This is a genomic window from Marinobacter sp. BW6, from assembly GCF_008107725.1.
Taxonomy (GTDB): Bacteria; Pseudomonadota; Gammaproteobacteria; order Pseudomonadales; family Oleiphilaceae; genus Marinobacter.
Genome location: NZ_VIRN01000037.1, coordinates 147,696 through 170,985, shown reverse-complemented (window position 1 = coordinate 170,985; position 23,290 = coordinate 147,696). Strand labels below are relative to the sequence as shown.

Below are 23,290 nucleotides of genomic sequence, written 5' to 3'. Positions count from 1 at the left end.
TAACCGAACCAGGAGACTGAATGGCCGGTAAGGTAACCCTTTATACTGATGGCGCCTGTAAGGGCAACCCCGGTCCGGGAGGCTGGGGCGTGGTTTTGCGCTATGGCGACAACCGCAAAACCCTGCACGGCGGCGAGGCAAAGACCACCAACAACCGCATGGAGCTCATGGCGGCCATCCGGGGCCTCGAGGCCCTGAAACGGCCCTGCGAGGTGGAGCTGTTTACGGATTCGCAATACGTGCGTAAAGGCATTATTGAATGGATGGCGGGCTGGAAACGCAATGGCTGGAAAACCTCCGCGAAAAAGCCAGTCAAGAACGAAGATCTCTGGCGCGAGCTCGATTCGGAAGTGGCCCGGCACAAGATCAATTGGCATTGGGTAAAGGGGCATTCCGGCGTTCCCGACAATGAGTTGGCCGATGAACTCGCCAACCGCGGTGTCGAAGAGCTTTCCAACGCATAAATGCAGATAATCAGGTACAGGTAATGAGACAGATCGTACTGGATACAGAAACCACGGGCATTGACCCCGCCGAAGGTCATCGGATCATCGAGATAGGCTGTGTTGAGCTGATGGAGCGCCAACTCACCGGGCGCAACTATCACGTGTACATTAATCCGGACCGTGAGGTCGAGGCCGAGGCGATCACCATTCACGGGATCACCAATGAATTCCTGGCTGACAAACCCCGTTTTGCCGAGATCGCCGACGAGTTCTTCGAGTTCATCAAGGGAGCCGAGCTGGTTATCCATAATGCCGCGTTCGACGTCGGCTTTATGGACTCGGAATTTGCCCGTCTGAAACCGATACGGAAAACCGCGGACCACTGCGGGGTTGTCGACTCCCTCGCAATTGCAAGGGCCCGCCACCCAGGCCAGAAGAACAACCTGGACGCGCTCTGTAAACGCTACGGTGTCGATAACAGCAACCGCGACCTCCACGGCGCTTTACTCGATGCGGAAATCCTGGCCGACGTATATCTGCTGCTAACCGGTGGCCAGACCGCGCTGTCACTGGATGCCGGATCCGAGAATGGTGGCGGCAATGGCGGAATCAGGAGGCTTCCCGCTGACAGGGCACCGCTCTCGGTGGTCCGCGCTTCCAGCGCAGAGAAAGACGCCCACGATGAGTTCATGTCCCTTTTGGAAAAACAGGCAGGCGAAACCGTGTGGGGAAAACTCCAGACAGTGAAATGAGAACTGGGTCGGCCTGTACCAAATGTTACATTCGGCCTTTCTTGAGGTACTTGAGTTTTATGTTATAAGTAATGATTAGTTCGCCAGTTTTTTGCGAACTTGCTTTGGCCGGAAAAGGGGTTAACCGGCTCAGAACAAAAAGGCCTGGTCCGCTATTGCCAGACCAGTGACCACCAAAGAGGATGCGGTAGTCTCCGCAACATTAACGGGAAGCGTTTATGGTTCAGTCGTCTCTCGCGACGAAATCGCAGTCGTTTGATCTGGTCAAAAGTGAAATAGAACAGACGATCAAGCAGGCAGAATCCAGCCTTGAACGCTTTCAGGAAAACCGCGAAAGGGGAGAGGATCTCCAGAACTGTGTTGATTTCATCAACCAGTTGCGGGGCATTTTCATCCTGGTGGAGCTTCGGGGCGGTACCCTGCTGTGCCAGGAGGCGGTCACCATGGCCAACGACGTACCCGTTGGCGCCAATGACGACAAGAACATCCTCTTAACCACGCTCAACAGTGCGCTGTTTATCCTCCGCAGGTATGTAGAGTATTACCACCAGCAACGGGAAGACCATCCCGAGCTTCTGCTTCCTGTTATCAATGATCTTAGAGAGGCCCGGCGGGAGAAACCCTATCCCGAATCCTGTTTTTTCGATGTCGATGTCAAGGAACGCCCCGATTTCTGTGCCGGGCTGACTTTGCAGGCCTTTGAAGGCAACGAAGCTGATTACGAAATCATGGCTCGCCGCATGCGTCTGACCTTTCAGGTTGCGCTCCTTGGCATGCTGCGCGATCGCAACGATGTGGTGAACAAGAAGTTGATTGGGCGTGCCGCTCGGGGGTTTTCACGTCTGTGCCAGGGGGCGCCTATGGGGCAGATGTGGTGTCTCGTTGGCATTGTTGCGGACACCATGCTTGATCGTGCCATGGCCTTTACCAAGGCCCGCAAGCGCATGTTCATGCGGATTGAGAAATACGCGCGGGAAGTGGTTTACGTGGGCAAGGTGGCCACCGGCAAAGACGCGCCGGATTCGCTGATCCGGGATCTTGTCTACTTGCTGTACCGCAGTGGTTCCGCCAACCCTGAAGTGACCCGGGTGCTATCCGCTTATCATCTCGCTCCGGCCGTTTTCCCGGATTCCATGCTTGAGGCTCATGCGCGCAGGCTATATGGCCCAGGCAGCGATGTTCTCAAATCCCTGTCAGAAGCCCTGCAGGATGAGCTGAACCAGTTGAAAGACAAGCTGGACATTATTGAACGCGGTATCGAGCCGGATTTAGCCGAGCTGTCTTCCATCGCTGATGCCCTGGAGCGTCTGGCCAATACGCTTGTCATGCTGGACCTGAACAAGCTGGCGGGTATTTCGCGCGAAGAGGCGAGTAAACTGCGAGGATGGGAAGAAGAGTCTCGGCTGCCCGGTGATGAGGAGCTATATCGTCTGGCTGATTCCGTGCTCGGCATTGAAGATGCCGTGATGCAGATTGTGACCCGAGGCATCACGTCGGAAACCGACGCCCTGGCTGGCGGTGAGCGGAAGCGGGAGGAGTCTGTGTATCTCCGCGAGGCGCTCTATGTCGTTGCTGATGAAGCCCGTGGTGCGCTCACCCTGGCAAAACGTGCGATTACCGCCTTCATAGAGTCCGACTACGACAAACTTCACCTGGCGAACCTGCCAGCAACCCTGCACAGCATCTGGGGTGGCCTGCAAATGGTCAACGACCCGGCGGCGGCAGGAGTTCTTGAACGCGTGGCAGCCTCCATCCAGGAGCGTTTGCTGGATGCCAAGGAGGCGCCTGCAGTCCAGGTACTTGAAGCACTCGCCGACGCGCTCACCTCGCTGGAATACTACATCGAGAGTATCGGCAAGAGTGAAGACCGTAACGTAGACCTTTTGAAATTGGCTGAATCGTCGCTGGACGATGTAGGTTTGTAGTTTCATGTCCCATACGCTCGCTACCATTGTACTGGCCGCTGCAGGCGTCGTAATGGTTATCGCGGGCCTGCTGTTTTTCAGGCATCCCGGGTGGTTGCTTACCTGGCTGAAAGGAACGTTGGTGTTTGGCGTTATTCTGGCCGGCCTGTACGTCCTCGTTATCGCGGTCAATCTCACCAGCTACCAATCGCTGGTTGGCATGAAGACCGTTGCAACCATCTCCACGCAGCGACAGGCTGAGCAGATCTGGCAGGTTACTCTCGAGAGCCAAGCGGGCGTGTCCACAGTAAGGACACTGCAAGGCGATCAGTGGCAGCTCGACGCCAGGATTCTTCGGTTTTCCGGGCCATTTCGATGGCTTGATATTTTGCCCGGATACCGGCTGGAACAATTGAGCGGACGTTACACTTCCCTGGAGCAGGAGCGGTCCGCGCCGAGAACGACCATTGGGCTTTCCGAAGGCATCTGGCCCGATCTCTGGCAGTTCGATCAGGAGTTCAACCTGCCGTTTTTGGAGGCCGTGGACGGGAACATGACCTTTATGCCCATGCGGGATGGGGCTGTTTTCGATATAAAGCTCTCTTCCTCGGGTCTGGCGGCCGTTCCGGTTAATGAACAGGCGAGGGCGGCTGTCGAGTTCTGGAATCAGTAGAATCGTGCGGCATAAAAAAACCTGCGTCGAAACGCAGGTTTTTTATCACGCTTGGCGGGGGGCAGTCAGCCCATCTTGAACAGTTCGCCCAGCTTGGTTGCCAGCATCATGTCGCCTTCGGCGCGCAGCTGACCTGCCATGAATGCCTGCATGCCGTCCGTCTCGCCGGAGACGATGCCCTGCAGGGTTTCGGAGTTCATGATCAGGGTAACAGAAGGATCGTCATGCGCGCCTTCGTGCTTCTTGCAGGTGCCGTCATTGATGACAAGGTGATAGGTCTTGTCGTCTTCGATGTCGAACTGGAATACCAGGTCCAGGCCTTGAGCTGCGTCTGCGTTGAAATTCTGTTCGAGTTGTTCAAATACCTGAGCTACAGACATTGTTTTACCCTTTTGGTGGTTGTCTAGTCATGATCACGACGGCTTGATGTCCCTGGCTGCACGAGCCTGATCGGGTGCCCGGGTAGAGCCGACCTCGCAATCCGACTTTATGGTGAGTGGTCGTTTCTGTCAAGGTTGATCGAACGCTTGTTTTAATTTTTTTCCTCTCCTTATCACCCTAAATTCGGTAAGTTACACTTTTGCCTTTATACATCCAGTTGGAGAAGCACTTTGGAGTTCCTGACAGAATACGGTTTGTTTTTAGCCAAGATCGTTACTTTCGTGGTGGCGGCCCTGGTGGTGATCTCTGTCATCATGTCTGCCGCCCAGAAGGATCGGGGCGATCATGAGGGCGAGGGAGAGCTGAAGATCAAAAAACTCAACGAGAAATACGAGAAACTGCGTGAATCGATTCAGTCTCGGCTGATGTCTGATCAGCAACGCAAGGCGTTTCAGAAGGCCCGGAAGAAAGAACAGAAGGCGGAGAAAAAGGCGGCTAAGGCCAGGAAAGATACCAGCGAGCAGGAAGACGGCCGTGGTCGTGTTTACGTCCTGGATTTCGACGGCGATATCAAGGCCAGCGACACAGATCCGCTTCGGCGTGCCATTACCGCCGTATTGAGCATCGCTGATCCGGAGAAAGACGAAGTTGTTATCCGCCTGGAAAGCGGCGGAGGACTGGTCCACTCCTATGGCCTTGCAGCCGCCCAGCTAGATCGAATTCGTAGCAAAGGTGTACGCCTCACTGCTTGTGTTGACAAGGTCGCGGCCAGCGGTGGTTACATGATGGCCTGTGTTGCTGACCGGATTGTTGCATCGCCGTTTGCCATTCTGGGTTCTATTGGCGTCGTTGCTCAGCTTCCTAATTTTCATCGTTTTCTGAAGAAAAACGATGTCGACTTCGAAGTGCTGACGGCCGGCGAGCACAAACGCACTATGACCATCTTCGGTGAGAACACCGACAAAGGGCGTCAGAAATTTCTTGAAGACCTTGAAGACACTCACGGTCTCTTTAAGGAGTATGTAAGCGAACGACGCCCGGATCTGGACATCGCGGCAGTTGCCAATGGCGATATCTGGTTTGGCAAGCGGGCACTGGAGGTGAAACTGATTGATGAGATCAAGACCTCCGACGAATATCTCATTGAAGCCTGCGACCGCGCAGACGTAGTCTCAGTGGCATATCAGCGCAAACGGACCCTTCCGGAAAAGCTCGGATTGGCAACCAGTGCGGCGCTTGAACACACGGTCTGGAAAGTTTTGGGAGCCTTCCGCAACCAGAAGTTCCAGTAACCCACTGAAAACGGGGAACAATGATGACAACCAATACCGAATTCAAAGCCTGGCGAGTTGAAGAGCAGAACGGTGAGTATGTTGGCGCCGAGAAAACCCTGAGTACCGGGGACCTGCCCGATGGCGAGGTCCTGATCCGGGTCAGCCACTCCTCTCTTAACTATAAGGATGCACTGTCAGCTTCCGGCAACAAGGGCGTCACCCGGTCTTTCCCCCATACACCAGGCATCGACGCCGCTGGTGAGGTCGTTGAATCTGCAACTGGCACGCCGTCGAACGGCAGCCCCGTTATCGTGACGGGCTATGACTTGGGTATGAATTCCGACGGCGGCTTCGGCGAATACATCCGCGTGCCTGCCGCCTGGTGCGTACCCATGCCCTCCGGCTGGAATGCGCGTACCGCAATGATCTATGGCACAGCCGGCCTCACTGCTGGCCTCTGTGTCCAGAAACTCCTGACCATGGGCGCCAAACCGGAGCAGGGCAAAGTCGCCGTTTCCGGAGCCTCCGGTGCGGTTGGGACTGTTGCGGTTGAGCTGCTTGCCAAACTCGGGTTCGACGTCGTCGCCATCAGCGGCAAGGCCGACCACGCGGACGATCTCAAGGCTCTGGGCGCTAAAGAAGTTGTGGGCCGTGAGACCCTTGCGGAAGAGAAGAAACCTCTGGTTAAACCAGCGTTCGCCAACGCCGTGGATACTGTGGGTGGTGGCCCGCTGGCCGAGCTGCTCAAGCAGATTCAGCCTGGTGGCTCCGTATCCTGCTGTGGTCTCGTAGCCGGTCCGGGCCTGCAGACCACCGTGCTGCCGTTTATCCTGCGAGGCGTGAATCTGCTGGGTGTGGATTCGGTTGAAATTCCACTGGCAGAGAAAGAGGCCGTGTGGGAGAAGTTCGCAGGGGAGTGGGCGTGCCCGAAGACCGAGGCTTCCGCTCGAGATATCGGTCGTGGTGAGCTCGATGGGGCGCTGCAGGCGTTCTTGAAAGGCGAATCGGCCGGCAAAATTGTTCTGGACCACGCCAAATAATGGAAGGAGAAGAGAGGGGTGATGCCCCTCTCTTCTTGTTTTGAAGCCAGATTTAAGAGGCCCGGCGCCGGAACAGAGGAATGTCGGTGTCGGTCGCGGCCTGGTAGCCCTGACTGAAAAAGTTCAGGCACTTCTGCGCCTTGCTGACGTCCTTGTCGGCCCTCAGCACATAGGCATCAAAACCGCAGCGCTTCATGAACTGCAACTGATCCAGCAACACATCGCCGATGGCGCGTAGTTCATTCACGTAGCCGAAGCGCTCACGAAGCAAACGGCCGATACTGTAACCACGGCCATCACTGAACTTCGGGAAATTAACCGCAATTACTGGCAGCTCATTGACGCGGCCGTCCAGAATCTCCGGTTCATCGTGGCTGTCGAACCACACGCCCACATCCTGCCTTCCGGTGAAGTGCTCGTAACCGGCCAGCCACAGATCCGCCGGGATCAATGCCGGCTGGTCCGCCGGAATGTCCAGCGACTCGCCTTCGGCCGGGCGGGGGACCACAACCCAGTTGTCCTGACGGATGCTGCCATCTGGGGAAATAACGTTAGGCATATACCCGCTCCTTGAAAGGATCAATTCCTACACGCCGGTAAGTATCCAGGAAGGTCTCTTCTTCCGTGCGCTTATCAACGTAGACATCGATGATTTTGGAAATCACCTGAGGCATTTCATCCCGGGCAAACGACGGTCCCAGGATCTTGCCAATCGAGGCGTCATGATGGGACGAACCGCCAAGGCTGATCTGGTAGAACTCTTGGCCCTTCTTGTCGACACCGAGAACACCAATATTGCCGACATGGTGGTGACCGCAGGCATTCATGCAGCCTGAGATATTCAGATCAATGTTGCCAAGGTCGTACAGATAGTCCAGATCATCGAACTGCCGCTGGATGGCCTCGGCCACCGGAATGGACTTGGCATTGGCCAGCGCGCAGTAATCGCCACCGGGGCAGCAGATTACGTCCGTCAGCGTATTCAGGTTCGCGGTGCCAAAGCCCATGGGTGTAATCGCCTGCCACAGCTCAAGCAGGCGATCCTGGCGTACATCGGCCAGCACGACATTCTGCTGGTGGGTTACCCGGACTTCGCCAAAGCTGAACTCGTCTGCCAGATCAGCAATCTGTTCCAGTTGTTTGTCGCTGACATCACCTGGAGGAGTACCCGTCTTTTTCATGGTCAGAGTGACGATGGCATAGCCGGGCTTTTTGTGGGTGTCCACATTGTGGGTAAGCCACTGGTCAAAGCCGCGATTCTCGAACCGCTGGCTTGCCAGCAGATCCGTGGCATTGTCCACCGCGGCGTAATCCGGCTCGGTAAAGTACGCCTGAATACGTTGAACCGCCTCGGGTGTCAGCCGGGAGGGGGAGTCCTTGAGGTGCTGCCACTCGGCTTCAACCTTCTCGGCAAATCCCTCAGGGGTGAGCGCCTTCACCAGAATCTTGATTCGGGCCTTGAACTTGTTGTCGCGCCGACCATAGCGGTTATAGACGCGGAGCACAGCTTCCAGGTAGGTCAGCAGGTCCAGCTCCGGAAGGAAATCACGGATAACCGGTCCGACCATGGGCGTACGGCCGAGGCCACCGCCAACATGAACACGGAAGCCGAGTTCTCCAGCGTCATTGCGTACCATTTGCAGACCGATGTCGTGCACCTGGATGGCTGCGCGATCCGTATGCTCGGAGGCATTCACGGCAACCTTGAATTTGCGTGGCAGGAAGGCGAATTCCGGGTGGAATGTAGACCACTGCCTAATAACCTCACAGTAGGGGCGTGGATCAGCGATCTCATCAGACTGAGCCCCAGAGAACTGGTCGGTAGTGGTATTACGAATGCAGTTGCCGCTGGTCTGGTTGGCATGCATTTCCACCTCCGCCAGTTCCGCAAGAATGTCGGGAACGTCTTCCAGCGCCGGCCAGTTGAGCTGAACATTCTGGCGGGTGGTGAAGTGCGCGTAGCCTTTGTCGTAGTCGCGGGTGATACGGGCCAGCCGACGTAGCTGGTCTGAGCGCATCATGCCGTAAGGAACACAGATTCTGAGCATTGGGGCAAGCCGCTGAACGTACAGGCCGTTCTGCAGGCGAAGGGGAAGAAATTCGTCTTCAGCCAATTCTCCGGCCAGGGCCCTTTCGGTCTGGTCACGGAACTGGGCAACCCTCTCGGCAGCCATTTGCCGATCGTGTTCATCGTATACGTACATAGTGGGAAGATCCTGCTTGAAAGCGACATATCCAGGCCGGCGGCCTTATATCTGGCAAGAAGGATAACAGCGGGTTTTTATTCTTAAAATGATTATTTCAAAATATGTTTATCGATTCAGGCGATAAGCAGGAGGAACAATGGACTGGACGAATATCAATTAGCTGCTTAACTTAAGGAACAATAAAAATACGAGACCCAACTCGGAAAGAGGAACAGACATGAAAAAAACCGTACGCTCTGATAGTCAGGCCGACGCCGTTGCGGCCGTTCTCCTGGTAGTTCTTGCTGTGGCCTTCGCGGTGGTCTGGGTTGCTGGCCAGTAATTCTATTGACTGGCCAGGACCAGCTTCACGATAACAATCAGGCCGACCACAAAGCTGGCCGTGAACAGAATGCCAGCAATGATGTACGGCCAGGGGCTGTGGCTTGAGAAATCCTCTTCCCGGCGCTTGTCGGACTGAACCCCGAAAGCGCCGGCCACAATGCTTTGCATCACCTTCAGAACGCCCGGCCCCTGGGGCTTATGTTGTTCTTTCTTTTCTGGCTCTGAAGACTCGGTCATACATCTGCTCCTGATATTTGCCGTTTCCGAAGCTTATTCTGCAGGATCGTACGCCAGGCTTGGTGCAAGCCAGCGTTCGGCTTCAGCCTTGGAAATGCCTTTGCGTTCAGCATAGTCCTCAACCTGGTCGACGCCAATCTTGCCTACGGCAAAGTACTTTGATTCCGGGTGCCCAAAGTACCAGCCGGATACGGCGGCGGTTGGGAACATGGCGAAATGCTCGGTCAGTTCAATGCCCGTTGTGTTGGTGGCTTCCAGAAGGTTGAACAAGGTTGCCTTCTCGGTGTGGTCCGGGCAGGCAGGGTAGCCGGGCGCCGGGCGAATCCCGCGGTATCGTTCCTTGATCAAGTCTTCGTTGGCGAGTTTTTCATCGTTGGCGTAGCCCCAGAACTCCTGGCGAACCCGCTCGTGCATCCGCTCAGCAAAAGCCTCTGCCAGGCGGTCGGCCAACGCCTTGACCATGATGGCGTTGTAGTCGTCGTTGGCGTCCTTGAACTCAACCGAGAATTCTTCAGCACCAATGCCGGTGGTAACCGCGAAACCGCCCACGTAGTCCACCGTGTTGGAGCCTTCAGGCGCCACGAAATCCGATAACGCCATCATGGGCTTGCCCGGTGCCTTTTCGTCCTGTTGGCGCAGGTGGTGCAGGGTGGTCAGCTCTTCGCTGCACGAGTCATCTGTGTACACCACGATATCGTCGCCGCGGCGGTTGGCTGGCCAGAAACCGATGACGCCACGGGCAGAGACCCGCTTTTCATCAATCATCCGATGCAGAATCTTCTGGGCATCGTCAAAGAGGTTGCGAGCCGCCTCGCCACGCTTCGGGTCATCAAAAATGGCCGGGTACTTGCCGGAAATATCCCAGGACATGAAGAACGGCGTCCAGTCGATGTAATCCACCAGTTCGTTAAGATCATATTCCTCGAACACCCGGATGCCGGTGAATGCCGGTTTCGGAGGCTGGTAGCCCTCGAATGAGATCTCCGGGGCCCGGTCACGGGCTTCTTTCAGGGAGACTAACTTGGTACGGTCACCCCGGTTCTTCCGGCGTTCGCGGATCTCGTCGTATTCGGTGCGGGCGGCTTCGACCAATTCCGGCTTCGCAGTCTTACTTAGCAGTTGGGACGCTACGTTCACGCAGCGGGATGCGTCCGACACGTACAGGGCAATGTCGTTCTTAAACTGAGGCTCGATTTTTACCGCAGTATGCGCCTTGGAGGTCGTTGCGCCACCGATCATCAACGGAATGTTAAAATCCAGTCGTTGCATCTCGCGGGCCACGTGCACCATTTCGTCCAGAGACGGCGTGATCAGCCCACTGAGGCCGATAATGTCGACATCATGTTCTTTTGCGGCGGCAAGGATCTTGTCGCAGGGCACCATCACACCCAGGTCGATCACCTCGTAGTTGTTGCACTGAAGCACCACGCCCACGATGTTCTTGCCGATGTCATGGACATCGCCCTTCACCGTGGCCATGAGGATCTTGCCCTTGGCTTTCTGATCTTCGGTTTTTTCCGCCTCAATATAGGGGATGAGGTGAGCGACGGCCTGCTTCATGACCCGGGCGCTCTTGACCACTTGGGGCAGGAACATCTTGCCGTCGCCAAACAGATCGCCAACCACGTTCATGCCATCCATCAACGGGCCTTCAATGACCTCAATGGGATGTGTGGCCCTCTGGCGACAGGCTTCGGTGTCGTCCACGATATAGGTGGTAATACCTTTGACCAGTGCATGCTCGAGGCGCTTTTCCACCGGCCACTCACGCCAGGCGAGGTCTTCCTCCTGGGTTTTGCCGCCTTTGCCCTTATAGCGTTCGGCAATTTCGAGCAGACGGTCGGTAGAATCATCGCGACGGTTCAAGACAACATCTTCCACCAGCTCCTTGAGCTCCGGGTCGATCTCGTCGTAGATCACCAACTGCCCGGGGTTCACGATGCCCATGTTCATACCCGCTTTGATGGCGTGGTAGAGGAACACCGAGTGAATGGCCTCCCGGACCACGTCATTCCCCCGGAATGAGAAGGACACGTTACTCACGCCGCCAGAAATAGAGGCGTGGGGAAGGTTTTCGCGAATCCAGCGAGTGGCGTTGATGAAATCCACCGCGTAGTTGTTGTGTTCCTCAATGCCGGTGGCAATGGCGAAGATGTTCGGATCGAAAATGATATCGGCGGGGTTGAAGCCGATCCCGGTCAGGACGTCGTAGGAGCGCTTGCAGATTTCGGTCTTGCGTTCGTAGGTGTCTGCCTGGCCCTGTTCATCAAAGGCCATCACGACCACAGCGGCGCCGTAGCGCATGCAGTCGTTGGCGCGCTTGATGAATTCCTCTTCGCCTTCCTTGAGACTGATGGAGTTCACCACCGCCTTGCCCTGGATACAGCGCAGGCCCGCCTCAATCACATCCCACTTGGAGGAGTCGATCATGATCGGCACCCGCGAGATATCCGGCTCGGAGGCGACAAGGTTCAGGAAGGTGACCATCACTTCCTTTGACTCCAACATGCCCTCATCCATATTGATGTCGATAATCTGGGCACCGTTTTCAACCTGGTCCCGGGCAACGCTGAGGGCTTCTTCGTATTGTTCTTCCTTGATCAGGCGCAGGAAACGCTTGGAGCCGGTGACGTTGGTTCGCTCACCCACGTTGATGAACAGGACGTTGTCGTCACCAGTGAACGGCTCGAGGCCGGACAGCCGCAATGCCTTCGGGCGCTCGGGAATCTTCCGGGGTGGGTACTTGGAGACCGCCTGGGCAATCGCCTCGATGTGGTCCGGACGTGAGCCGCAGCAGCCACCGATGATGTTCAGGAAGCCGTCACGAGCGAAGCCTTCGATAATCTCGGCCATTTCCTCGGGTGTCTGATCGTATTCACCAAACTCGTTGGGAAGACCGGCGTTCGGGTGGGCGCTGACATAGGTTTCCGCCTTGGCCGACAGCTCTTCCACATAGGGGCGAAGGGCGTCGGCACCCAATGCACAGTTCAGGCCCACGGAGATGGGGTTGGCGTGCGCCACGGAGTTCCAGAAGGCTTCGGTGGTCTGGCCGGAGAGTGTGCGCCCGGAGGCATCGGTAATGGTGCCGGAAATCATGATTGGCAGGGTGATGCCACTGTCTTCAAAGTACTGTTGAGTGGCGTAGATCGCGGCCTTCGCGTTGAGGGTATCGAAAATGGTCTCGATCAGGATCAGGTCACAGCCACCCTCAACCAGGCCTTCGACCGCCTCATAGTAGTTATCGACGAGGGTCTGGAAATCGACATTCCGGTAGCCCGGGTTGTTCACGTCCGGCGAAATGGACGCCGTGCGCGACGTCGGCCCGACCGCTCCTGCCACAAACCGCGGCTTGTCCGGGTTTTTGGCGGTGTAGTCATCCGCGATCTGCCGGGCCAGTTCGGCCGCAGCCACGTTCAATTCCTTGGCAATCGACTCCAGCCCGTAGTCCGCCTGGGAAAGCTGGGTGGAGTTGAAGGTGTTGGTCTCGATAATATCCGCGCCGGCGTCCAGGTAGTCTGCATGAATGTTGCGGAGCAGGGCGGGCTGGGTCAGGTTCAGCAAGTCGTTATTGCCCTGGACCTCCCGATCGTAGTCGGCAAACCGATCGCCACGGAACGCCTTCTCATCCAGCTTGAGATTCTGGATCATGGTGCCCATGCCGCCATCAAGGATCACAATGCGTTCCTGCAAGGCCTTGTGGAGCTGGTCGAGACGGGTGGTGCGATCGGTCATAGGTCTACTTCCGGATGTCGTTAATAACGCTGTATTGATATCAATGGCGCGGGATCATAGCAAAAATGCCTGAGCCCGTCTTAGTACGAATGACGATTATCAATTGCCTTTCGCAAATGCCCGCCAATACGGGAAATTCATTACCTTCGTAAAGCCCGACTATTTTACTTGGTCTTTCATGTTCCCGCGAACTGACTTAAAATGGATCCAAACTTTCAAACGGGTTGAAAACATGGCTCAGGTTACTGTGACAGATCCCGCACGGGATTATCTTGCACAACTTATCGAGAAACAGGACGTGGAAGGCATGGGCGTGCGTATATTCGTGACCCAGCCCGGCACAAAGAACGCCGAAACCTGTCTGGCCTACTGCCCGCCCAATGAAGTAGTACCCACGGACGAGCAGGTGGATCTGGACAAATTCACCCTGTATCTGGACCACAATTCCGTGCCCTTCCTGGAAGAGGCCTACGTGGATTACTCCAAGGACCAGATGGGTGGTCAGCTCACCATCAAGGCACCGAACGCAAAAGTGCCAAAGATTGATGACGATGCGCCACTGCCGGATCGGGTGAATTACATTCTGGCTTCCGAGATCAATCCGAACCTGGCGGCCCATGGTGGCGAGGTGTCCCTCGTGGAGATCGTCGACGAATCCGTGGCTGTGCTGCGTTTCGGTGGTGGCTGTCAGGGCTGCTCTGCGGTCAGTCTGACCCTGAAGCAGGGCGTTGAAACAACCCTGAGGGAGCGCGTACCGGAAATCACCGCTGTGCGTGATGTAACCGACCACTCCTATACTGAAAACGCCTACTACCAGTAAGGCCATCCTGCCCGGTTTACCGCGTCCTCCGGGGCGCGGTGCCTCTCCCGGCCTGCCGCATTACCGTCATCGCCATGGCTGCTCGGCCAATGTTGTGACATTTCAATTACTTCATCATTTGTCGCATACACAGCAACTGCAGGCGGGTACTATCCTGTCTGTCCGTTAACGGCATCATTACCGGCTTAAAACGGATTACACTCTTACACCGGGGTCAAACTTGTTCGACGTTGCGCTTTTGTCAGTGCCTATCATGGCAGCCGTTGTTGGCTGGCTGACCAACTGGCTGGCCATCCAGATGTCCTTCTACCCGGTGCAGTTCATCGGGGTGGGACTGATAGGGTGGCAGGGCGTTATTCCTCGCAAAGCGGAGAAAATGGCGCATATCTGCATCGACAGGACGCTGCAGCAGTTCGGCGACCTGAACGCGGTCTATCAAAAGCTCGAACCCCAGCGCATTGTTGAGCAGGTGATTTCCCAGGTGACCCCGCGGATGGACGAGTACATCGATGAAGTCATGTACGAAATCCAGCCGGTACTGTGGGATAACCTTCCGTTGTTTGTCAGAAACCGGATTTATCAGTGGGCCCGAGAGCAATTGCCGTCCAGGGTAGAAGAGTTGGTAGAGGACTTTGGTGACGATCTGGACGAGCTGGTCGATCTCAAGGCTCTGCTCAGTCGCGAACTCGAAACGCATCCGGACATGATGAACCGGATTTTTCAGCAAGCCGGGGCGGTGGAGCTTCAGTCTGTGATCAATCGTGGCGCGATTATCGGCGGCATTCTTGGCGCTGTCCTGGTGCCATTATGGACCCGCTATCCGGAGCCCTGGCTGCTGCCTCTGGGCGGCTTCGTGGTCGGGTTCGTGACCAACTGGATTGCTATAAACCTGATTTTTGCGCCGCTCAGGCCCCGGCGGATCCTGTTCTGGAAAATCCAGGGGCTGTTTCTACGCCGACAGTCGGAAATCAGCGATGTCTGGGCCAGGCTTGTGGCGGAGGAACTGATTACTGTCGAGAAAGTTGCCGATGCCATGATTAACGGCAGCCACGGGGACAGAACTCGCGCGATTATCCAGAAACACCTTCGCCCCTTGTTGGACAACTCTGTCATCATGAAGCTGACGGCGCAGGTCACCGTTGGTATGACGGGTTACACCGAGCTCAAGAAAGCCATGAATCAGAAGGCGGTACTGGCTACGCGTGACGTGTTCAGTGATCCGGCGTTCAATCGGGAGCGGGCGCCCGTGGTGGCCGAAGTTCTTTCTGGCCAGATGAAGGCGCTCAAACCGGATGAATTCCAGGACATTCTTCGCCCGGCATTCCGGGAAGAGGAGGTCCAATTGATGATCGTAGGCGGTATTTTCGGCGCCCTGGCAGGGTTGCTTCAATTTGTCTCCCTGAACTATCTGAATTTCTAGCCGGAGTGAATCCCGTTATCGGGAGTACAAGGAGGAAGGCCATGCCCTTTTGGTTAACACTGACAATCCAGATTCTTGCAACCGTTGGTGCCGTGCTTGTCACCCTCTGGGGGTTCTGGCGTTTCGTGGTGCGTCCATACCTTGATGCCAGGGTGGCGGAACTGATTGAGGCCGGCCGTGACATCGAGCCGGCGGTGACACGCGGAGTGAAAAAGGGTGTGGCCGATACCATCCGGGAGCTGCCAGAGAGCGCTCTTGACGGCACCGTGAAAGAATCGACCCGCCAGTTCCTGAAATTCGGCTCAGGCCTGTTTGAGAATGGCCTGAGCAGCTTTCTCGGCAGTGCGGCTGACCTGGAGCGGAGCAGGCAGAAGGACGGCGGGAACCCCCCAAAGGGCTCTACAGACAGTTAGTAGGGCGTGGTAGCCCCGCAATCCGACAGGCGGTTTTTGCGGGTGTCCCGGGAAACAGCTGCATAAGGTAAATGCTGTTGCCCTTTTCCTCGCCCAGTGCCTCTTTCACAGCCTTCACGAACAGGCGATTGGACGGTGGCGACATTTCATGTTCTTTATAAAAAGACCGAAGGAACTGGATGATTTCCCAGTGATTTTCGGTGAGTTCCACCTCGTCCTCGGCAGCAATGGCTGCTGCGACGCCCTCCGTCCAGTCCCGAGCGTCCTCAAGAAACCCCTCGTTGTTTCGTTGTGGCATTGTGTTACTGGCCATGATCTACCAACTGATTACCCTTTGTGCCTGTAGTGAAAGCGTTACCATACCCGCGAAGTCCACTGCGCTTACGTTATTGCTGGACAGATTTCCTAGCCCGCGGGCATCCACGTCCGGAGAGAGTGCAAACACCCTGGTGGCGGTCGGCAGCGTTCCGGTTGCAAGGAGCAGTACGCCACCGCCAATAAGCAGCAGGCCGTCGTCCGCCGACATCAATTCGAGGCACTGGGCCGCCCGAGGATGATCGGGGGATTTGTTCAGGATGTGCAATGTCTGGATGGCAGTCATTTGGGCTAACCTGCGAAAGCAGTGTGGTGATAATCAGTGAGCAGAGCAGCGTCGACATCCACCAGGGTCACGCCTTCAATAAGCGAGCTCTCATCCAGGCCGAAGGTCTTGCATGCGGCGCGATCGGCCAGGATCGCTTCAATACCGAATATCGGTGCCGCTGAGAGATTCTTCTCCACGGACTTCTGACCGATCGCGCCGGCTTCCTGACCCTGTCTTAGCCAGTTAACGCCAGCGCCGCTGAATAGCAGCGATGCTGGCTGGTCAAAGGCGGCAAGCGAGAACGCCATATCCAGTGCTTCCCGCCCGGTCCACGCACCGTAGGGTGGCTGGTCAATCATGATGAGTGTGCTCAAAGTCAGTCTCCAGCGTGAAAGTAGAGTGTTCGCGTGGACTTTATCTGCCCTTCGACCCACTCTCCGAGTCCGGCAATTTCAAACGGGACGCGCACATTGGCCGCTGGCAACTCATAGCGTTTCTGTTCGGTTTCGTTGACCAGGCCACGACGCAGGGCAGAGGCAATGCAGGCCACGCCGGGGATACTGTGATCGACCAGGAACCGCGACCACTCTTCCGGCCAGTGGGTTTCGTCTGAGGGCGGCGCGCACAGTGCCGAGGCCAGATGCACACCGTCACCGTAGAGAAACACCCGGTCAATGCGGTGGCCGGCGTTCACTGCAGCCTGTGCAAAGCCAAGAGCGGTCTGGGGCGCCTGGGACGAGTAGGGGGCGCCAGTGATTACCAGGGTGAAGGATTCAGAAGCGGTTTCGGCCATGGTTCCTGTTCGTTCTTGATCTGCCGTGTACGGGCTTTCAGTTTACCGAAAGCAAAAACCCCGGCAACTGCCGGGGTTTTGAAGCGGCTAATTCAGCGTGGTATCAATCTTCTCCGCTGAACGCAGACAGCAGGTGCAGCAGGCTGACGAACAGGTTGTAGATGGATACATACAGGCCAACAGTGGCGATCACGTAGTTACGCTCACCACCCTTGATGATCTGGCTGGTCTCAAACAGGATCATGATGGACGCAAAGATAGTGAAGCCAGCAGATACTGCCAGGTGCAGGACCGAGCTCTCCATCAGGAACGCCAGCAGCATGGCGCCGATCAGCACAAACGCACCAGCGGTCAGGAAGCTGGACATGAAGCTGAAGTCTTTCTTGGTGATGATTGCTGTCGCAGACAGACCGACAAACGCAACAGCGGTCAGTGTCAGGGCCTGGGCGACAATCGAGGAAGCGCCGGCAGCTACAAACGCTCCGATGATCGGGCCCAGGGTGTAACCCATGAAGCCGGTCAGGGCGAACGTGGTCAGAATGCCCCAGGGGCTGTTCTTCAGCTTATAGGTCGCAAACAGCAGACCGATGTATCCCACAATGGTGATCAGGAAGCCCGGGTGGGTTCCGTTCATGTTCAGGAATGCAGTGAGCGCCGAGAAGGCGAGGGTCATGCCAAGCAGCATGTAGGTGTTGCGCAACACCTTCATCGCATCATCGCTGATGCCTGTGGTCGCGCGCTCGGTCTGGGGAGTCGAATAGGCTCCCTGAGAGTTTTGAACGCCGAATCGTCTGTCTTCCATTGTCATCTCCGTTTATAACGACTGGATACTGTGTCCCATAATAGTGTCAGATACGCAACTTTCAATCATTTACGACAGGAAACCGCCTCCCGGATTCCATTAAAAACCGTTAATGTTGAAAAATGCGGCGGGTTTTATGCAGAGCGTTGACAGCACAGGCAATTCCGGTATCATGCTCACCGCTGTCGCAATGGCAGCGAATGGAAAAACCGGTGGGCTGGCAGAGTGGCTTAATGCAGCGGTCTTGAAAACCGCCGAAGGTTTGTAGCCTTCCCGGGGTTCGAATCCCTGGCCCACCGCCATTTTTCCTCTCACTTCTTTATCTCCCGAAGCCCCTGTTCTCCACGCACCACTTTTTGGTGAAGCGACGTGGTTATCCCTACTTGGTTTGAAGCCAGTTAACCCTCATTATCGGTGTATAGAGACTAAGAGGGTTTGTTATGACTGATTTGCAGAATATTCAGACACCTGGTACCAGTTCTGCCGAACGCCGGGATCGGAAATTCTCTGTGTCTGCCAATCGGGGCAAGGCGAGCCATAAGGTGCGCTACGTGGAGGCCGGCGGTGCGGCAGTCGATGCGGACGAATGCACGTTCTGTCAGTCTGTACCGGATCTTTCAGTAGATACTTGGGAGAAGGGGAAAGACCGGAGCAACTGATGTCGCTCCGGTTCTGAGTTAAGTCCGGATCAGAGATTCCTGCCCGGATAGATCATTTCTTTCTGCTCGTCGGCTCGTTGCTGGCGCGCGGCCAGAGCCTCAGGCTCGTTCTTTGGCACCAGCCAGCCTTCCAGGTTTTCCTCGATCAACTTCACCAGGGCTTCGATATGCCCCGGCGTTGCGTTTAGCGCTGTGATATAGCTGAACCCCTCACCGCCAGCCTCCATAAAGTATTCGCGGTTTTCCTCGTCGATTTCCTCAATGGTTTCCAGGCAATCCGATGAAAAGCCGGGGCAGAAGACATCGATGGATTTAACGCCCTTGCCTGGCAGCGATTTCAGGGTCTCATCGGTGTATGGCTTGAGCCACTCTTCCTTGCCAAACCGGGATTGGAAGGTGGTCATGTAGTCTTCCTTGCTCAGGCCGAGCCGTTCCGCCAGTAGCCTTGAGGTTTTGTGGCACTCACAGTGGTACGGGTCGCCTTTGGTCAGGTACTTCAGTGGCACCCCGTGGTAGGAGAGCACCAGCTTTTGATTGCGCCCATGGTTCGCCCAATGCGCCTCGATATGGCGCGCCATGGCTTCAATGTAAGGCGGGTAATCCGGGTAGTGGGAAATAAACCGGAAATCTGGAAGCCAGCGTCGCTTGGTGAAATCTTTGGCGATGGCATCGAAGGTGGATGCAGAGGTCGAGGCGGAGTACTGCGGATACAACGGCAAAACCAGCAGCTTCCGCACGCCCTGTTCCTGCATCTCATCCAGAACCCGGGCGATCGACGGGTTGCCATAACGCATGGCAAACCCGACTACCACATTGGGGCCATACTTGCGCTTGAGCGCCTCACGGATGCCCTCAGCCTGCTTTGCGGTGTGCAACAGCAGGGGAGAGCCTTCCGGCTGCCACACGCTGGAATAAGCCGCTGCACTCCGCTTGGGGCGAATGCGCAGAATAACCCCGTGCAGGATCAACCACCACAGAGGCCTTGGCAGCTCCACTACACGCGGGTCCGAGAGAAATTCAGCCAGGTAACGGCGGAGTGCCGACGTGGTCGGGGCGTCCGGGGTGCCCAGGTTGGTTACCAGCACTCCCAGCCGGTCAGACTGATTATGGCTGAAATTCTCTGAACCTTTGTATTGCATGCGGTGGATCCTGAACGTTGGTTAGGCGGTTGGACTGTCAGCCTTTCTCGGCGGCCTGCTGTGCCATCCGTGGTGCAAGGCCGGAAATGTCGTAACCGGCATTGCGTGCCTTGGTAAAGATTTCATTGGCTGACGTGTTTCGGGCCGCACTCAGTGCCCAGAGAACGGTACAGCGGGTTCCGGAGCGGCAGAATGCCAGTACGGGTTTTTCGGCGTCCCGGATCATTGGTGCAAAGCGATTTACGTCGTCATCGGTGATGTTTCCGGACTCTACCGGCATGTATACCCACTCCAGGCCCTGTTCCCGGGCCGCTGCTTCAATGTCCGACATTGCCGGCTGGCCGGGCTCTTCCTGATCGGGGCGGTTCGCCACCAGGGTTTTGAAGCCCAGCTTCGCGGCTGCCGCCACGTCTTCGACGGAAATCTGGGGCGCTACCGAAATGTTGTCATCAATCTTTCTGATATCCATGGATGTCTTCTCCGAATCGGGTAATGGAGCTGCCGCCATGATCGCACAGCCTCGGGGCTGTGTCAGAATGACGGCAGGGAAATTAACAGAAAATGCCTACGCTTTCGCGCGGTTGCGCTCAATCACTTCGAAGATGCCCATGCCGGCGACCATCGCCGCAACAAACACCGCCGCCTTGGTTTCGCCGGCACCGAGTGCTACCAGCCCAGGTCCAGGGCAAAAGCCGGCAATACCCCAGCCAACACCGAACATCAGGCCGCCCAGAACCAGCCGTTTATCGATATGGGTGCTTGCGGGCATTTTCATGTGGAAACCGAGAAAGGAAAGGGTGCGTTTGCGAGCTACGGCAAACGCAACCACACCCACCATGATGGCTCCGCTCATAACAAAGGCCAGTGACGGATCCCAAAGGCCGGCGATATCCAGGAAGCCCAGCACTTTTTCCGGATTCGCCATGCCGGACACGATAAGCCCCAGACCAAAGACCAGGCCGGCAAACAGGGAAGCAAGAGAAAATTTCATGGCATCAGACTCCCAGAAGATGACGAATAACATAAACAGTGACAAACCCTGCAGCCATAAAGCTGAGAGTTGCCGCCAGCGAGCGAAGCGAGAGCCGGGAAAGGCCGCAAACCCCGTGTCCACTGGTGCAACCCGAGCCGTACCGGGTACCAATGCCCACCAGCAGCCCGGCAACGATGAGCGCGGGGTAGCCGGCCTTGATCTCAATAGTTGGTAGCTCTGTCACCAGTAACCAGACTGCTGGTGCTCCGATCAATCCGATAAGGAACGCCAGGCGCCAGGCCATATCGCCTTTTGCCGGTGAAAGAAGCCCGCCAAGAATGCCACTGATGCCCGCAATCCGTCCGTTGAGAAGCAGAAAGCTGGCTGCGGCAATGCCCACCAGAATGCCACCCAACAGTGCCGACCAGGGGGTGAAGTTACTCCACGCGATTTCAATCATCTGATACTCCGAGTGCTAAAGTGATATTTTGGAATAAGCATATATCTGGGGGCAATAATACCAAAAAAAAAGCCCGGCAAAGGTTGCCGGGCAGAGGCGTGCGAGTAGTATCCATGAAAGACTTCCAGACAAACCGGCATCAGCAGGGACGCCGGTATTGGGAAGTATTGACTATATTTTGAACACTTCAAGCGAGAGTGACTTTCGTTTGAAAACATTTTTTCATATCGGATACGTCTTTATACTGCGGCCTTTCACTGTGCGGTTTGCAGGCCGACTGAAATCCGGCCAAAGCTGTAATACAATAGGCCTTCGAAAGAAATATCCGTACCCCCGAGGTTGTTACATGTCTGACGAGAACGACGATAAGCCCGAGAATGATCCGCAACTGGCGGCAAAAATCAAGGGTTCTGCCCGCCAAATCTGGTTGGCAGGGCTGGGCGCCTACACCAAGGCCGAGGAGGACACAGGCCGCTTTTTTGATCGTCTTGTTCAGGAAGGTGAGCAATTGGAGAATAAAACCCGGGGCGTGGTGGAAAAACAGATCAAGTCCGTTGAGGACCGTGTTGAAGGGGTTCGCGAGCGTGCCACTGGCACCTGGGACCGGCTTGAACACATGTTTGATGAACGAGTATCCGGGGCACTGAGGCGGCTGGGGATCCACCGTCGGGAAGAGATCGAATCCCTGGAACGTCGGATTGAGGCCCTTGAATCAGAACTCACCCGCCTGCGCAATCGTGCCGGTGACGACGAAGAGTAACTTCACGGCTCAGAGATAATCCCGGCTCATCAGCCGGGCTTCCTCCCGGTCAGCCGGAGCAAGGTACGGCAGTACCAAGTGCATCATCTGGTAAACACCGCGCCCCGGATCCACTGCCTCCCGGTCATCCAAGTGGGAGAGCGTATCGAAAGCGCTCCAATAACAAGCGGTTAGCGTCAACTGCTCACAGAGAGAGTCAAGTTCTTCCTGTTCGATCGCCATAATGCCCTGGCGCCGAAAGCTCTCGCAAATCGTCTTGAAAGCCAGTCTCTTCTTCTTCTGGATACGCTTGAACCGTACCTGCAGCTGATCGTACCGGGACAACACGTTAACCAGATCCTGATAGAGAAACCGATAGCGGGCCACGGTCTCGAACAGCAGATGCAGGAAGAACCCCTGCTGGTCGAGGCTGATGTCGGCATCTTCCGGAACCGCCAGCAGATCCACCATGTCGTGCTCGTACTGGTCGAAAAGCTCTTCGACAATGTCGCCCTTGCTCTTGAAGTGGTAGTAGAGGTTGCCCGGGCTGATGTCCATCTCATCAGAGATCAGCAGGGTGGTGACATTGGGTTCGCCGACGGTGTTAAACAGCGCCAGGCTGGTCTGGATGATACGGTCGCGGGTTTTGATTTTTTTCATATCGCGCCGGGCCAGCCCCTAGAGTTCGAAGCTCGCCCAGACCGGACAATGGTCGGACGGCCGTTCCATGGCGCGAATGTCGTAGGAAACGCCAGCCTGGCGGGCCTTCGGCAGCAGGCTGTCATTGGCCATGATCAGATCGATCCTGAGACCCCGCTTGGGGTCGCGTTCAAATCCTTTGCTGCGGTAGTCAAACCAGCTGAAGGTATCCGCCTCATCCGGGTTAAGGTGCCGGAACACATCGGTATAACCCCGCGACTCAACCTGTCCCAGCCATTCCCTCTCCTCCGGGAGGAAAGAGCATTTGCCTGTCCGCAACCAGCGTTTGGCGTTGTCTGCGCCTATACCAATGTCCTTGTCGGTGGGAGAGATGTTCATATCACCCATGACCACAACATGGCCGCCGGCTTTCTTTAGCTCATCCAGGTAGCGCATAAGGTCGGCGTAGAACTTTTCCTTGGCAGGGAACTTCACCGGGTGGTCACGGCTTTCTCCCTGTGGAAAATAGCCATTAACCACCGTCAGTTTTTCACCATTGACGGTGAAATGGCCGGTAATCAGCCGCCGCTGGGAATTCTCGCCGTCCCAGGGATAGCCTTTGACAACCTCGTCCGGCTCCGCCTTTGAGAGCAGGGCAACGCCGTAGTGGGTTTTCTGGCCGTGGAAATGCACGTGGTAGCCCAGTTCGCGGATCGCCTCGACCGGAAAGTCGTCGTCCTGAACCTTGGTTTCCTGAAGTCCGATAAAGTCGGGAGCAAGGGCGTCGATAACAGCCTCAAGCTGGTGCAGGCGGGTACGGATACTGTTGACGTTGAAAGAGACGAACATCATTGCAAAAAAATCTCCGGCGTTAATTCCT

27 protein-coding genes and 1 tRNA gene are annotated in these 23,290 nt (G+C 56.2%); 12 read left to right on the top strand and 16 right to left on the bottom strand.

Annotated features, from left to right (window positions below):
- The first annotated feature begins 20 nt into the window (after positions 1–20).
- The 4 genes from rnhA to FMN52_RS02360 all read left to right on the top strand — a co-directional run bounded on the left by rnhA (position 21) and on the right by FMN52_RS02360 (position 3,775).
- Positions 21–464 carry a ribonuclease HI gene (rnhA, locus tag FMN52_RS02375; RefSeq protein WP_148607119.1) on the top strand — a complete coding sequence of 148 codons (444 nt, stop codon included), beginning with the start codon at positions 21–23 and terminating at the stop codon, positions 462–464.
- A gap of 23 nt (positions 465–487) precedes the next feature.
- The gene (dnaQ, locus tag FMN52_RS02370) at positions 488–1,198 is read left to right on the top strand and encodes a DNA polymerase III subunit epsilon (protein WP_148607118.1); all 711 of its coding nucleotides are present in this window, start codon (positions 488–490) and stop codon (positions 1,196–1,198) included.
- Between the two features lie 218 nt (positions 1,199–1,416).
- Positions 1,417–3,123: a chemotaxis protein gene (locus FMN52_RS02365; protein ID WP_148607117.1), complete on the top strand. Its 1,707-nt coding sequence runs from the start codon at positions 1,417–1,419 to the stop codon at positions 3,121–3,123.
- Between the two features lie 4 nt (positions 3,124–3,127).
- Complete coding sequence (locus tag FMN52_RS02360) at positions 3,128–3,775, top strand: multidrug transporter (RefSeq protein WP_148607116.1); 648 nt, start codon at positions 3,128–3,130, stop codon at positions 3,773–3,775.
- Between the two features lie 65 nt (positions 3,776–3,840).
- Here FMN52_RS02360 and FMN52_RS02355 read toward each other — a convergent pair whose 3' ends face one another.
- The gene (locus tag FMN52_RS02355) at positions 3,841–4,155 is read right to left on the bottom strand and encodes an SCP2 sterol-binding domain-containing protein (protein WP_088557218.1); all 315 of its coding nucleotides are present in this window, start codon (positions 4,153–4,155) and stop codon (positions 3,841–3,843) included.
- Positions 4,156–4,386: 231 nt separating this feature from the next.
- On the opposite strand from FMN52_RS02355, the gene sohB reads away from it, so the two are divergent.
- Both sohB and FMN52_RS02345 read left to right on the top strand, forming a co-directional pair.
- On the top strand, positions 4,387–5,448 hold the full coding sequence (sohB, locus tag FMN52_RS02350; RefSeq protein ID WP_148607115.1) for a protease SohB: 1,062 nt from the start codon (positions 4,387–4,389) through the stop codon (positions 5,446–5,448).
- Positions 5,449–5,471: 23 nt separating this feature from the next.
- Positions 5,472–6,470 carry a YhdH/YhfP family quinone oxidoreductase gene (locus FMN52_RS02345; protein WP_148607114.1) on the top strand — a complete coding sequence of 333 codons (999 nt, stop codon included), beginning with the start codon at positions 5,472–5,474 and terminating at the stop codon, positions 6,468–6,470.
- A gap of 52 nt (positions 6,471–6,522) precedes the next feature.
- Here FMN52_RS02345 and FMN52_RS02340 read toward each other — a convergent pair whose 3' ends face one another.
- The 4 genes from FMN52_RS02340 to metH form a co-directional block, all read right to left on the bottom strand.
- Positions 6,523–7,029 carry a DUF934 domain-containing protein gene (locus FMN52_RS02340; protein WP_148607113.1) on the bottom strand — a complete coding sequence of 169 codons (507 nt, stop codon included), beginning with the start codon at positions 7,027–7,029 and terminating at the stop codon, positions 6,523–6,525.
- On the bottom strand, positions 7,022–8,674 hold the full coding sequence (locus FMN52_RS02335) for a nitrite/sulfite reductase (protein WP_148607112.1): 1,653 nt from the start codon (positions 8,672–8,674) through the stop codon (positions 7,022–7,024). The genes FMN52_RS02340 and FMN52_RS02335 overlap by 8 nt, the downstream gene beginning before the upstream one ends.
- A gap of 327 nt (positions 8,675–9,001) precedes the next feature.
- Positions 9,002–9,238 (bottom strand): DUF2970 domain-containing protein, encoded by a 237-nt coding sequence (locus tag FMN52_RS02330; RefSeq protein ID WP_148607111.1) that lies wholly within the window; start codon positions 9,236–9,238, stop codon positions 9,002–9,004.
- A gap of 33 nt (positions 9,239–9,271) precedes the next feature.
- Positions 9,272–12,970 (bottom strand): methionine synthase, encoded by a 3,699-nt coding sequence (gene metH / locus FMN52_RS02325; RefSeq protein WP_148607110.1) that lies wholly within the window; start codon positions 12,968–12,970, stop codon positions 9,272–9,274.
- A gap of 232 nt (positions 12,971–13,202) precedes the next feature.
- Here metH and nfuA point away from each other — a divergent pair, with 232 nt between their 5' ends.
- From nfuA to FMN52_RS02310, 3 genes are all read left to right on the top strand, one after another.
- Positions 13,203–13,790 (top strand): Fe-S biogenesis protein NfuA, encoded by a 588-nt coding sequence (gene nfuA, locus FMN52_RS02320; RefSeq protein ID WP_088828324.1) that lies wholly within the window; start codon positions 13,203–13,205, stop codon positions 13,788–13,790.
- A 253-nt stretch (positions 13,791–14,043) separates the two neighbouring features.
- On the top strand, positions 14,044–15,210 hold the full coding sequence (locus tag FMN52_RS02315) for a hypothetical protein (RefSeq protein ID WP_148607109.1): 1,167 nt from the start codon (positions 14,044–14,046) through the stop codon (positions 15,208–15,210).
- Positions 15,211–15,251: 41 nt separating this feature from the next.
- Positions 15,252–15,623, top strand: a complete 372-nt coding sequence (locus FMN52_RS02310) for a hypothetical protein (protein WP_148607108.1) — start codon at positions 15,252–15,254, stop codon at positions 15,621–15,623.
- On the opposite strand, the gene FMN52_RS02305 is transcribed toward FMN52_RS02310, so the two are convergent.
- The 5 genes from FMN52_RS02305 to FMN52_RS02285 form a co-directional block, all read right to left on the bottom strand.
- Positions 15,610–15,936, bottom strand: coding sequence for a TusE/DsrC/DsvC family sulfur relay protein (locus FMN52_RS02305; RefSeq protein WP_148607107.1), 327 nt, complete (start codon positions 15,934–15,936; stop codon positions 15,610–15,612). The genes FMN52_RS02310 and FMN52_RS02305 overlap by 14 nt on opposite strands.
- Positions 15,937–15,939: 3 nt before the next feature.
- Positions 15,940–16,224, bottom strand: a complete 285-nt coding sequence (gene tusB / locus FMN52_RS02300; RefSeq protein WP_148607106.1) for a sulfurtransferase complex subunit TusB — start codon at positions 16,222–16,224, stop codon at positions 15,940–15,942.
- 5 nt (positions 16,225–16,229) lie between these two features.
- Positions 16,230–16,580 (bottom strand): DsrE family protein, encoded by a 351-nt coding sequence (locus tag FMN52_RS02295; RefSeq protein WP_148607105.1) that lies wholly within the window; start codon positions 16,578–16,580, stop codon positions 16,230–16,232.
- 2 nt (positions 16,581–16,582) lie between these two features.
- On the bottom strand, positions 16,583–16,999 hold the full coding sequence (tusD, locus tag FMN52_RS02290) for a sulfurtransferase complex subunit TusD (RefSeq protein WP_148607104.1): 417 nt from the start codon (positions 16,997–16,999) through the stop codon (positions 16,583–16,585).
- Positions 17,000–17,102: 103 nt separating this feature from the next.
- A complete protein-coding gene (locus FMN52_RS02285; protein WP_148607103.1) occupies positions 17,103–17,801 on the bottom strand; it encodes a Bax inhibitor-1/YccA family protein in 699 nt (232 codons plus the stop codon).
- Between the two features lie 211 nt (positions 17,802–18,012).
- Between FMN52_RS02285 and FMN52_RS02280 the strand changes: the two genes are divergently transcribed.
- Positions 18,013–18,103, top strand: a tRNA-Ser gene (locus FMN52_RS02280).
- A gap of 138 nt (positions 18,104–18,241) precedes the next feature.
- A complete protein-coding gene (locus FMN52_RS02275) occupies positions 18,242–18,460 on the top strand; it encodes a hypothetical protein (protein WP_148607102.1) in 219 nt (72 codons plus the stop codon).
- A gap of 29 nt (positions 18,461–18,489) precedes the next feature.
- On the opposite strand, the gene hemH is transcribed toward FMN52_RS02275, so the two are convergent.
- The 4 genes from hemH to FMN52_RS02255 all read right to left on the bottom strand — a co-directional run bounded on the left by hemH (position 18,490) and on the right by FMN52_RS02255 (position 21,032).
- Positions 18,490–19,599, bottom strand: coding sequence for a ferrochelatase (gene hemH, locus FMN52_RS02270; protein ID WP_148607101.1), 1,110 nt, complete (start codon positions 19,597–19,599; stop codon positions 18,490–18,492).
- A 37-nt stretch (positions 19,600–19,636) separates the two neighbouring features.
- Positions 19,637–20,068 carry a TIGR01244 family sulfur transferase gene (locus FMN52_RS02265; RefSeq protein WP_148607100.1) on the bottom strand — a complete coding sequence of 144 codons (432 nt, stop codon included), beginning with the start codon at positions 20,066–20,068 and terminating at the stop codon, positions 19,637–19,639.
- Positions 20,069–20,164: 96 nt separating this feature from the next.
- A complete protein-coding gene (locus FMN52_RS02260; RefSeq protein WP_148607099.1) occupies positions 20,165–20,590 on the bottom strand; it encodes a DUF6691 family protein in 426 nt (141 codons plus the stop codon).
- Between the two features lie 4 nt (positions 20,591–20,594).
- Entirely contained in the window at positions 20,595–21,032 is a 438-nt protein-coding gene (locus FMN52_RS02255; protein ID WP_148607098.1) for a YeeE/YedE family protein, read from the bottom strand.
- 346 nt (positions 21,033–21,378) lie between these two features.
- Between FMN52_RS02255 and FMN52_RS02250 the strand changes: the two genes are divergently transcribed.
- The gene (locus tag FMN52_RS02250) at positions 21,379–21,792 is read left to right on the top strand and encodes a phasin family protein (protein ID WP_148607097.1); all 414 of its coding nucleotides are present in this window, start codon (positions 21,379–21,381) and stop codon (positions 21,790–21,792) included.
- Positions 21,793–21,801: 9 nt separating this feature from the next.
- Here FMN52_RS02250 and FMN52_RS02245 read toward each other — a convergent pair whose 3' ends face one another.
- A complete protein-coding gene (locus FMN52_RS02245) occupies positions 21,802–22,431 on the bottom strand; it encodes a TetR/AcrR family transcriptional regulator (RefSeq protein ID WP_148607096.1) in 630 nt (209 codons plus the stop codon).
- Between the two features lie 18 nt (positions 22,432–22,449).
- A complete protein-coding gene (xthA, locus tag FMN52_RS02240; protein ID WP_148607095.1) occupies positions 22,450–23,262 on the bottom strand; it encodes an exodeoxyribonuclease III in 813 nt (270 codons plus the stop codon).
- Positions 23,263–23,290 lie beyond the last annotated feature (28 nt).